Genomic DNA, 10,368 nt, shown 5'->3' on the forward strand with positions numbered 1-10,368 from the left:
CGTTGAGCTGATGACAGCGATTCGAACTCGTCAAACACACGCGTACACGACAAGAAGTCCGTAATCGGCATCATCCGTCTTCACTACCGCCTACGTCATGCTCCTACTTCAACGTTCAAAGCTGAGTGAATAATACATTCTGAATAGGTGTGATTGATACGTACTACTGTGTGTGAAATATAATATCGTTCGGCGTGACTATGAAATTTCTACACTCACGCGCACGGCTTCTCGTGTGGAGATGACAAGCCTTATGCGCGTTTTGACAGTCCCTTGCGATAATGAGCGATTCGAACGATCCGCCGGACGAATCGGACTCGTCCCCGTCCGATCTCCTCGCGCGGTGGTATCACGTTCCCGCCCTCCTCGGCGTGGTCGCATTCATGTTGTGGACGCGACTGCGCTCGTACGGGAATTTCGTACAGAACGGCGAGGTGTACTTCCGGGGGAACGACCCGTGGTACCACCTCCGCACAACGAGTTACCTCCTCGAAAACTGGCCGAATACGCTCCCGTTCGACGTCTGGACCGGCTTCCCGCTCGGAACGAACGCCGGCCAGTTCGGTACTCTCTGGGATCACATCATGGCGGTCGGCATCTGGGTCGCCCGACCGATCATGGGCAGTACCGAGGAGGTCATGCTCGTCATGGCCCCAATCGCCGGCGCGCTCGTCGCGGTGCCGACGTACTTCATCGCGCGTCGTTTCGTTGACCGCGTGCCCGCACTCGTCGGCGCCGCGACGCTGGCGCTGTTCTCCGGGACGTTCCTCCGGTACAGCCTCGTCGGGTTCCCGGACCACAGCGCGGCTGAGGTCCTCTTCCAGAGCACCGCTATTCTCGCGTTCCTCGTCGCGCTCGGCGTCGCCGAACGCGAGAAGCCGGTGTGGGAGCTCGTGGTCGACCAAGACTGGGACGCGCTCCGTAAACCGATCACCTACGCCGCCGCGGCCGGAGTCGCGCTCGGCCTCTACATGTGGACGTGGCAGCCGGGTATCCTGATGGTCGGCTTCACTGGGATCTTCCTCGCGGTCAAACTCACAAGCGACACCTACCACGGCAAAAGTCCCGAGCCGGTCGCGTTCGCCGGCGCGGTCGCACTGTCGGTCGCTGGCCTGATGCAGGTCATCCCGCTCGATACCTTCCGGTTCGCGGTGAGCGAGTACTCGTTCCTACAGATCGTCACGCCGCTCGCCGTCGCGCTCGGCGCCGTCTTCCTCGCGTGGCTCGCCCGTCAGTGGGAGGCGCGCGACCTCGGGACCAATACCTACCCCGCTGCGGTCGGCGGGCTCATCCTCGCATCTGCGGGATTCGTCTGGCTTGCCCTCCCGTCGCTGTGGTCGACGATAGTAGGTAACCTCCTCAACACCGTCGCCTTCTCCGCGAGCGCCGGAGCTCGCACGATCGGCGAGGCCCAACCGCCCCTCCAAGGTGCCTCCTTCTCGAACTTCGTCCTCTCGCAGTACGGCCTCGCCTTCTTCCTCGCCCTTGCCGCAGTCCTCTACATCGTCGCGCGGCCGTTGTACCGCTCTGACGACACGAACCACACGCTATACATCCCGGCCGCGCTCGCGGTTATCGGCTCCGTCTACGCCGTCCCGCAGGCGTACAGCGCGATCGGCGGCGTCGTCGGCGTCGACTGGCAGGTGATCGGTCTCCTCATCGCCGCCGCCTTCCTCGTCGGTGCGACGCTGCTCGTCGAGTACGACGCCGAGGAGCTGTACTTCGTCGTGTGGGCGGCGTTCATCGGCAGCGCCGCGTTCACCCAAGTCCGCTTCAACTACTACTTCGCCGTCGTCGTTGCGGTCGGCACGGCGTACTTCATCCAGGTCGCGCTCGACGCGCTCGAACTCACCTCCTTCGACGCCCTCCGCGACATCGAGGGATGGCAGGTGCTGACGGCGGTCGCGGTGTTCGCTGTCCTCCTCCTCCCGCTCCTCTTCCCGGCCGCCGGTGCCGCCCCGGTCTGGGTGGAGGGCAACTCGAGCAGTCCCGGCAGCGTCGTCCAGTGGGACGAGAGCCTCCAGTGGATGAACGACGAGACGCCCCAGCCGGGCGAACTCGAGGGCGCCGACGACCCCATGGAGCTGTACGGCACCTACGAGCGGCCGGCCGACGGCGACTTCGAGTACCCCGAGGGCGCGTACGGCGTCCAGTCGTGGTGGGACTACGGCCACTGGATTACCACGCGCGCCGAGCGCATTCCGAACGCCAACCCGTTCCAGCAGAACGCGGGCGAGGCGGCCGACTACCTGCTCGCACCGAGCGAGGAGGAGGCCGCGGAGGTGCTCGCGAGCCAGAGCACCGAGGGCAACGACACCCGCTACGTGATGGTCGACTGGCAGATGGCGTCGCCGAACTCCAAGTTCAACGCGCCGGTCACCTTCTACTCGGGGAACGAGACGGTCAACGACTTCAACGAGCTACTCTACGAGCGGGTCCAAGGGCAGAACGGGCAGCAGGGAGGACTCCGGCCGGCCCTCCAGACGCGCACCCAGCGCTACCACGAGAGCCAGATGATCCGGCTCTACCAGCACTACGGGAGCGCGGTCGAGCCGGACCCGGTCGTCCTCGACTGGGAGCCGCAGACGGCACAGACCCAGTCCGGCGAGCAGGTCGATATCAAGGTCCTGCCGAGCGAAGGACAGCCGGTCCAGCGGTTCGACAACCTCTCTGCCGCGCGGTCATACGTCGAGGAAGACGGCTCGGCGCAGATCGGCGGCGTGATGGGCGTCCCGACGGACCGCATCGACGCACTCGAACACTACCGGTTGGTCCACGCCACGCAGGCGCCGGGTCGGTCTCCGTACGCCCAGCAGGCGCAGATACTCGCCCAGCGGTTCGGCGTCGACCTCCGGGCGACGTTCGGTCAGTCGCTGTTCGGCGCGTTCAGCGACGACTTCGTCAAGACGTTCGAGCGGGTGCCGGGCGCGACCGTCGAGGGATCGGGCGCGGCCCCCGGTCAGGAGGTCGAGGCGACGGTCGAACTCGAGAAGCCGAACGGACAGACGTTCGAGTACACGCAGTACGCGACCGCGGACGACGACGGGAACTTCGAGTTCACGCTCCCGTACTCGACGACGGGGTACGACGAGTTCGGCCCCGAGAACGGGTACACGAACACGAGCGTCCGCGCGACCGGCCCGTACAATGTCACTACCGAGCGAACGACCGGCGACGACCTCTACACTACACAGCGCGTCGGCCAAGTCGAGGTGACCGAGGGCCAAGTCGTCGGCGCCGACGACGCCGCAGCCACCGTCGAACTCGAAGAGCAAATCGTGGACTGTCCGAGCGGCGACGCCGACTGCCCGGTCGGCGGCGGGAGTGACGGCGGCGGCTCGACGAACTCGACCGACGCGGGATCGCCGCTCGGCGCCGAGCCGACCGCGGCGACGACCGCGAGCGGACTGGTCGCCCCCACCGAGCCCGCGGCCGCCTGATCTCGGGTCTTTCATTAGGGACGCTCCGCTTTTTATCGTACGAATGGCCGGACTCCGCGACTGGGCGACGCTGTATCTGAAGGGCGTGGCGATGGGCAGCGCCGACGCCGTCCCGGGCGTCTCCGGCGGCACCATCGCCCTGATCGTCGGGATCTACGAGCGCCTGATCGCGGCGGTCACCGCGGTCGACCCCGAGCGAGCGCGCCGCGTGCTCGCGGGCGTGCGGCCCGGACGCCGCGCCGACGCTCGGGCCGCGTTCCGGGAGGTCGACGGCGCCTTCCTCCTCGTGCTGGGGGGTGGGATCGGGACCGCGGTCGTGACCGTGTTGAGCGCGGTGAACCGCCTGCTCGCCACGCAACCGGTGGCGACGTACGGCTTCTTCTTCGGGCTGATCGCGGCGAGCGCCGCGGTGTTGCTCGGCGACGTCGACCTCTCGACGCCGCGCCGGAAGTCCGCCGCAGTCGCCGGGTTCGCGCTCGCGTTCCTCGCGTCGGGCGTCGCCGCGACCGCGCTCGGGAGCTCGCTGCCGGTCGTCTTCGTCGCCGGGGCGGTCGCGGTCAGCGCGATGGTGCTGCCGGGGATCTCGGGTTCGCTGCTGCTTATCGTCCTCGGCCAGTACGAGTACATGTCCGGCGTCGTGTCTCGATTCGTCGACGGCGCGGGCGCGCTCGCGCTCGGAAACGGGGGAGACGCGCTCGTCGAGACGCTGCCGCCGGTGGCGGCGTTCCTGCTCGGCGGCGTCGGCGGGCTCTTCACGATCGCCCACGCCGTCCGATACGCGCTAGCCCGGGCGCGGGCCGCGACGCTCGCCTTCCTCGTGAGCCTGATCGTCGGGGCGCTGCGCGCGCCGCTCGTGGAGGTGTCCGCCCGGCTGGCCGAGAGCGGCGAGTCGTGGCGGGCGGCCGCCCCGCGGTTCGCGCTGGCGGCGCTCGTCGGTGCCGGGCTCGTGGCCGTTCTGAATCGTTACTCCGCGGCGATTGAGTACTGAGCGGCGGGTCCGGTCGCGGCCAAGAAGGGAAAGCGGGTCACAGCTAGTCTGCCGTCACCAACCACCCCCAAATGGGTGGCCTTGTCGGTGGCCCGGGTTCTGGCCGACCTTACAGAGAACAGAGGGGAGAGCCCACAACAGTCGTGGAGGAAGTCAAGCCGGTTCGGTCCGGAACCGAGTGATCGGAACATCGATGACATCGTCGTAGCCGTCGTCGGCACCGACCAACAGCACCCCGCTGACGTGGGCTGCTGTCCCGAGCGCAAAAGCATCACCGAGTGCTGGCGAGTAGCGGAATTTGAAGTCGGCTGCTCGCGCCCATGTCTGTTCGGTGTCGATGCGACGGATGCCACTTTCCTCGAGGACGTCGACGACGGCATCAGCCCGGTCCTCGCCGTCGATTGCCCGCACGATATAGTGGACCTCGGCAAGATTGATCGCCGAGATGTAACCGTCTGCTGCGCCTTCAATGGCGTCAACGTACGTTTCGACGGTGTCGCTCCCTGGTTCGTTACAAAAATACGTGATTAGTGGTTCAGCGTCGAAGACGATCGTTTCGGGAATCTCAGCGCAGTCCGTCGTTCGTCAGCCTCGTCGTCACCGGCGTAGCGCTGTCGCAACTCTTCTTCACTGGCTTTGTCCGCTGTACGTTCCTCTTGGAGGCGCTCCGTTGCTGAGCGCCCCTGCTCATCGGTTTTTCCTTCCAAAACCCCACGCAGGTCTGTAACCGAGCGGATGGGGCGGACAACGATGTCGCCCTCTTCAGTGCGAATGAACTTCACACGGCCGGGCGTGTCGATACCCAACTCCTCACGGAACTCCTTCGGGATTGTGGCTTGCCCGCGCGACGATACGGACACCACCTTTTCAGACTCCGTCTCGCTTATACTATTTCTTATTGATACTTTTGCTTAGTCATATAAAACGCTAGCGTTGAGTTAGGTAGTTAATAGATCAGATCGGACATTGACTCGCCGGTCTCAAGTGTGCGGCCCGTCGTGGACCCTGACTCGACACCTAGAGTAGCTCGCAATGCCTTTTCAGTGTCCGCCCGTATGGCCGCGTATGGTCCAGATGGAATCCGACTCGGAACTCGACCGCGACGACGCCGCGCCCGACTTCGAACTGCCCGGCGCGGACGGCGAAACCCACGCGCGCGACGACTTCGAGACGGACGCGCTGCTCGTCGTGTTCACGTGTAATCACTGCCCGTACGCGAAGGCGAAGATCGACCTGCTGAACGAGATTGCGGCCGAGTACGACGACCTCGCGGTCGTCGGGATCAACCCCAACGACGCCGACGCATACCCGGAGGACTCCTTCGAGGCGATGCGCGAGGCCGTCGCCGACGGCACCGTCGCGTACGACGCGTACCTTCGCGACGAGACCGGCGAGGTCGCGGCCGCCTACGACGCCGTCTGTACGCCCGACCCGTTCCTCTTCGGCCGCGAGGACGGCGAGTGGCGGCTGCGCTACCACGGCCGGCTCGACGACGCGCTCAACCCCGACGACGAGCCGACAGAGTTCTACATCCGCGACGCAGTCGACGCCGTCCTCGCGGGTGAGGACGTCGAGATTCCGGACCGGCCCTCGCGCGGCTGCTCCATCAAGTGGCCCGGCGAGTAGCGGACGGTAGTGAGCGACCGACGCCCTCCCGAAGTCGGAACGCCGCACTAACAGAGACGACTTAACAAGGGACCGGGTCGAACGGGTGGTATGAGCATGAAAGGCGACGAGCCGGACCTCCACGAGATCGACCGGTACGACGGCGGCGTCGGCTGGATCGCGTACCCCGACGAGACGATGGAGCGCGCGAGCCACGCGTTCGCGGTCGAGAACGAGGAGGCGGACGCGGACGACGTGTGGGTCGTCGACCCGGTCGACGCGCCCGGTGTCGACGACCTCCTCGACGGGCTTGGCTCCGTCGCCGGCGTCGTGGTCGGACTGGACCGCCACGTGCGCGACAGCGGCGAACTCGCCGCCCGCCACGACGCCCCGGTGTACGTCCCCGAGTGGATGACCGGCGTCACCGAGGATCTCGGCCACGATGTCGAGGTCGAGCGGTTCGGGTCGCGGCTCACGGACACCGGCTTCGAGGCGATCCGGATCCGCGACTCGTCGGTGCCGCCGTGGCAGGAGGTCGGGCTCTTCGACGGCGAGACGCTGATCGTCCCGGAGTCGCTCGGGTCCGCGTCGTACTTCCGCGGCGACCGCGAGCGCCTCGGCGTCCACCCGATGCTGCGGCTCACCCCGCCGACGAGCGCGCTCTCCGGGCTCGACCCCGAGCGCGTGCTCGTCGGTCACGGCGTCGGCGTCCACGAGCGAGCCGCGGTCGCCGTCGAGGACGCCATCTCGGACTCGCGGCGCAAGGCGCCCGGGCTGTACGCGAAGACGCTCGCGTCCGCGCTGCCGTTCTGAACGCGACCGAGCGGGACGACCCGTGCGTGTCCTTTTGCCAATCCGTCCCATAGCGGAGGTCGAACAGTGATCTACGTCACCCGCGATCTACTGGCCGTACTCCGCGAGCGCGCCGCGAGCGAGGACCCAGACGGTGTGAACGTCCGGCTCTCCGCGACGCCGGCCGGCGAGTTCGAGGCCGACATCGGGCTCGACCCGGAGACGCCGGTGGTGACTCACTTCACACTGCCGTCGGTCGGGAATTCGGTCAACTCCGTGTTCGGCGTCGACCTCGGCACGCCGGCCGGCGAGGGGGGCGCGCGGTTCCTCTCGCACCCGGACGGGTTCCTCGGGGTGTCGCGCACCGACGACCTCGCGGCCGTGGTGATCGTCGCCGTCCCGCCGTACGACGGCGACTCTGTCGCGGCCTTCGACCGCTCCGGAACGGGAGTCGAACTGGCGGTCGTCGACGCCGCTCCGCCGAGCGAATCCGTGCCGGAGTGAGCGGAGAACAGGGGTTTCAAGCCGTCGGAGGGAATACCCCGGCGTAATGGCAGCACGGCCACCCGGCGGCGGCGGCGCGAAAGAGCCCGAGGCTATCGAGTTCGGTATCGCCGCGCTCGACGCCCGGCTCGACGAGGCGGGCGTGTCGTTCCCCGCGACGACCGCGGAGCTCCGCGACGCGCTGGGCGATCAGGAGGTTCCCTACGACGCGCAGGGGCGCTCCCTCGCGCTCGCGGACGCGCTCGACCGCGTGCCGCAAGAGAAGTTCGAGAACGAGACCGAGTTCCTCGACGCCCTGTACCCGGTGTTCGACGAGGCGCGCCGCGAGGAGCGCGGCGTGATCGCCAGCCTCCGCGACGCGTTGCCGTTCTGAGCGGGAGCCAAGGGGGTCTGGGAGCGGCCGGCCGCGCCTAGCGCGCCTCCGAGCGCGCCTCGACCTCCGGCGCCTCCTCGTCGGGCTCGCCGGCGTCGTATCGTTCGATGACGTCGTTGATTAGGACGACGTCGCCGACGGCGCGGACCCAGCGGTACGGAACGATGACGCCGGTCGAGCCGCCCACCTGCCCGGCGAACAGCTCGTGGTTGAGTTCGGCGAGCGCGAGTCCGGTCACGGCGCGGGCGTCCAGATCGAGCTGGATGTCCTCGACTTCGCCGACGAAGACGCCGTTGCTCGAGTACACCTCGCGACCGACGAGCGACGTGATCTCCTCGGGGGCTGCGTTCATACTCGGTACGGTCACGAGCGCGCCTATTAAGCGTTCGTTGTCGAACGACGCGCGTCGGACGGTGAGCGCGGGCTGGTCCCGCGGCCCGGGTTCCCGCCGCGCGCCGACGGCAGGAGGTTTTTCATAATTCGACCGTGAGGGATTCGTATGGCGACGAACACCTCGGAGCCGGACCCGACAGACGGCGGGGACTTCGACTACACCGGCGGGACGGTGGAACGGCCGGATCTCGTCGACGCGCTCGATCGGCGAGTGGACGGCGACGTGCGGTTCGACGACTACTCGAAGCGGCTGTACGCGACCGACGCCTCGGCGTACGAGGTCACGCCGATCGGCGTCGTGATCCCGGAGTCGACCGCGGACGTGGCCGCGGTCCACGAGTACTGCTTCGAGGAGGGGATCCCCGTCCTCCCCCGCGGCGGCGGTACCTCGCTCGCCGGCCAGACCGTGAACGAGGCGGTCGTCCTCGACCTGACCGACGAGATGGACGGCGTGCTGTCGACGGACCCCGACGCGGAGACCGCCCGCGTTCAGGCTGGCGCGTACGTGGGCGACCTCAACGCCGCGGTCGAACCGGCCGGGCTGAAGTTCGCACCCGACCCGGCGTGGCGCGACAAGTCCGCAGTCGGCGGGGCGATCGGCAACAACTCCACCGGCGCGCACTCGCTGAAGTACGGCAAGACGGACCACTACGTCGAGGAGTTGGAGGTCGTCCTCGCCGACGGCACCGTGACGACGTTCGGCGAGGTGGCGGTCGAGGAGCTCCGCGAGTCAGCGGACCCCGACGCCGACGGGCTCCTCCCGAGGATCCACGCCGAGGTCGTGCGGATCCTCGACGAGGAGGCCGACGAGATCGACGAGCGCTTCCCGGAGCTGAAGCGGAACGTTTCCGGCTACAACCTCGACCGCCTGCTCGCCGAGTACCGCGGCGAGCACGGCGAGGAGGGCGTCGTCAACCTCGGCCGCCTCATGGCCGGCAGCGAGGGGACGCTCGCGACCGTGACGGAGGCGACCGTCTCGCTCGTCGAGATCCCGGAGACGAAGGCGGTCGCGCTGCTGACCTACGAGGACCTCCTCGACGCGATGGAGGACGTCGCCGCGTGCCTCGAACACGACCCCGCCGCCGTCGAGGTAATGGACGACGTCCTCCTCGGGCTCGCGGCCGACACGCCGGAGTTCGAGGACGTCGTCGGGATGTTACCCGACGGCACCGACTCCGTGCTGCTCATCGAGTTCTACGCCGAGGACGACGCGACGGGAGAACAGAAGGTCGCGGACCTGATCGCGGACCGGGTCGGCGCGGCCGACGGCGCCGCGGGAGCCCGCGTCGAGACGACGACAGACCCGAGCGCGGGCGCCGCAGAGACGACGAGCCACCCTCGCCGCGCAGTCGACGCGCTGGAGGCGCACGACCCGGACGAGCGCGACCGGTTCTGGAAGATGCGGAAGGCGGGGCTACCGATCCTCCTCTCGCGCACCACCGACGAGAAGCACATCTCCTTCATCGAAGACTGCGCCATCCCGCCGGAACACCTCCCGGAGTACACCCGCGAGTTCCAAGAGATTCTGGAGGACAACGACACCTTCGCCACCTTCTACGCGCACGCCGGCCCGGGTGTGTTACACATCCGTCCGCTCATCAACACGAAGGAGGTCGACGACGTGGAGGCGATGCTCGACATCGCCGACCGCGTCACCGACGCGGTGGTCCGGCTCGGCGGCTCCGTCTCGGGCGAACACGGCGACGGCCGCGCGCGGACCCAGTGGAACCGGAAGCTGTACGGCGACGACCTCTGGGAGTCGTTCCGCGACCTCAAGACCGCGTTCGATCCCGACTGGCTGCTCAACCCGGGCAACGTCTGCGGCGACGTCGACATGGGCGAGAACCTCCGGTTCGACGCCGACTACGAGTACGACGCCGGGTTCGACCCCGCGATGGAGTGGGCGGTCGACAACGGGATGCAGGGGATGGTGGAGCTCTGCCACGGCTGCGGCGGTTGCCGCGGCCCGCAGGAGACCACCGGCGGCGTGATGTGTCCCACCTACCGCGCCTCCGAGGAGGAGGTTCAGTCGACCCGCGGGCGGGCGAACATGCTCCGCGGGGCCATCTCCGGCGAGCTCCCGGACGACCCGACGGACGACGAGTTCGTCACCGAGGTGATGGACCTCTGCGTCGGCTGTAAGGGGTGTAAGGTGGACTGCCCGAGCGGCGTCGACATGGCGAAGCTGAAGGCGGAGGTCGAGCACGCCCACCACGAGGAGCACGGGATCGATCTGCGGACGCGGCTGCTCGGACGCTTCGAGTCGCTCGCGC

At 67.8% G+C, this 10,368-nt stretch carries 10 protein-coding genes; 7 read left to right on the forward strand and 3 right to left on the reverse strand.

Features of this window, described 5'->3' with window-relative positions:
* The first annotated feature begins 281 nt into the window (after positions 1-281).
* Positions 282-3,440 carry an oligosaccharyl transferase, archaeosortase A system-associated gene (locus B9G38_RS11635; RefSeq protein WP_086220475.1) on the forward strand — a complete coding sequence of 1,053 codons (3,159 nt, stop codon included), beginning with the start codon at positions 282-284 and terminating at the stop codon, positions 3,438-3,440.
* Positions 3,441-3,483: 43 nt separating this feature from the next.
* Positions 3,484-4,428, forward strand: a complete 945-nt coding sequence (locus B9G38_RS11640; RefSeq protein ID WP_086216406.1) for a DUF368 domain-containing protein — start codon at positions 3,484-3,486, stop codon at positions 4,426-4,428.
* A 153-nt stretch (positions 4,429-4,581) separates the two neighbouring features.
* Here the strand turns inward: B9G38_RS11640 and B9G38_RS11645 are convergent, their stop codons facing one another.
* A complete protein-coding gene (locus B9G38_RS11645; protein ID WP_086220476.1) occupies positions 4,582-4,992 on the reverse strand; it encodes a PIN domain-containing protein in 411 nt (136 codons plus the stop codon).
* Positions 4,956-5,315, reverse strand: coding sequence for an AbrB/MazE/SpoVT family DNA-binding domain-containing protein (locus tag B9G38_RS11650; protein WP_086220477.1), 360 nt, complete (start codon positions 5,313-5,315; stop codon positions 4,956-4,958). Before B9G38_RS11650 ends, B9G38_RS11645 begins: the two co-directional genes overlap by 37 nt.
* Before the next feature lie 178 nt (positions 5,316-5,493).
* Between B9G38_RS11650 and B9G38_RS11655 the strand changes: the two genes are divergently transcribed.
* From B9G38_RS11655 to B9G38_RS11670, 4 genes are all read left to right on the forward strand, one after another.
* Positions 5,494-6,054 carry a thioredoxin family protein gene (locus B9G38_RS11655; protein ID WP_086220478.1) on the forward strand — a complete coding sequence of 187 codons (561 nt, stop codon included), beginning with the start codon at positions 5,494-5,496 and terminating at the stop codon, positions 6,052-6,054.
* Positions 6,055-6,150: 96 nt separating this feature from the next.
* Positions 6,151-6,846, forward strand: a complete 696-nt coding sequence (locus B9G38_RS11660; RefSeq protein ID WP_086220481.1) for a hypothetical protein — start codon at positions 6,151-6,153, stop codon at positions 6,844-6,846.
* Positions 6,847-6,912: 66 nt separating this feature from the next.
* A complete protein-coding gene (locus tag B9G38_RS11665; RefSeq protein WP_049929741.1) occupies positions 6,913-7,329 on the forward strand; it encodes a hypothetical protein in 417 nt (138 codons plus the stop codon).
* Between the two features lie 46 nt (positions 7,330-7,375).
* Positions 7,376-7,702, forward strand: coding sequence for a hypothetical protein (locus tag B9G38_RS11670; protein ID WP_086220479.1), 327 nt, complete (start codon positions 7,376-7,378; stop codon positions 7,700-7,702).
* A gap of 37 nt (positions 7,703-7,739) precedes the next feature.
* Here the strand turns inward: B9G38_RS11670 and B9G38_RS11675 are convergent, their stop codons facing one another.
* Positions 7,740-8,054 (reverse strand): PRC-barrel domain-containing protein, encoded by a 315-nt coding sequence (locus B9G38_RS11675; protein ID WP_049929743.1) that lies wholly within the window; start codon positions 8,052-8,054, stop codon positions 7,740-7,742.
* 147 nt (positions 8,055-8,201) lie between these two features.
* Between B9G38_RS11675 and B9G38_RS11680 the strand changes: the two genes are divergently transcribed.
* The coding region (locus tag B9G38_RS11680; RefSeq protein ID WP_086220480.1) for an FAD-binding and (Fe-S)-binding domain-containing protein at positions 8,202-10,368 on the forward strand (2,167 nt) is incomplete at its 3' end.

It is taken from the genome of Halorubrum sp. SD612 (genome assembly GCF_002135005.1).

Excerpts from the sequence above, each read along its gene's own strand:
- B9G38_RS11635 (WP_086220475.1), top strand. The coding sequence starts at position 282 with ATGAGCGATTCGAACGATCCGCCGGACGAATCGGACTCGTCCCCGTCC.
- B9G38_RS11640 (WP_086216406.1), top strand. The coding sequence starts at position 3,484 with ATGGCCGGACTCCGCGACTGGGCGACGCTGTATCTGAAGGGCGTGGCG.
- B9G38_RS11655 (WP_086220478.1), top strand. The coding sequence starts at position 5,494 with ATGGTCCAGATGGAATCCGACTCGGAACTCGACCGCGACGACGCCGCG.
- B9G38_RS11660 (WP_086220481.1), top strand. The coding sequence starts at position 6,151 with ATGAAAGGCGACGAGCCGGACCTCCACGAGATCGACCGGTACGACGGC.
- B9G38_RS11670 (WP_086220479.1), top strand. The coding sequence starts at position 7,376 with ATGGCAGCACGGCCACCCGGCGGCGGCGGCGCGAAAGAGCCCGAGGCT.
- B9G38_RS11675 (WP_049929743.1), bottom strand. The coding sequence starts at position 8,054 with ATGAACGCAGCCCCCGAGGAGATCACGTCGCTCGTCGGTCGCGAGGTG.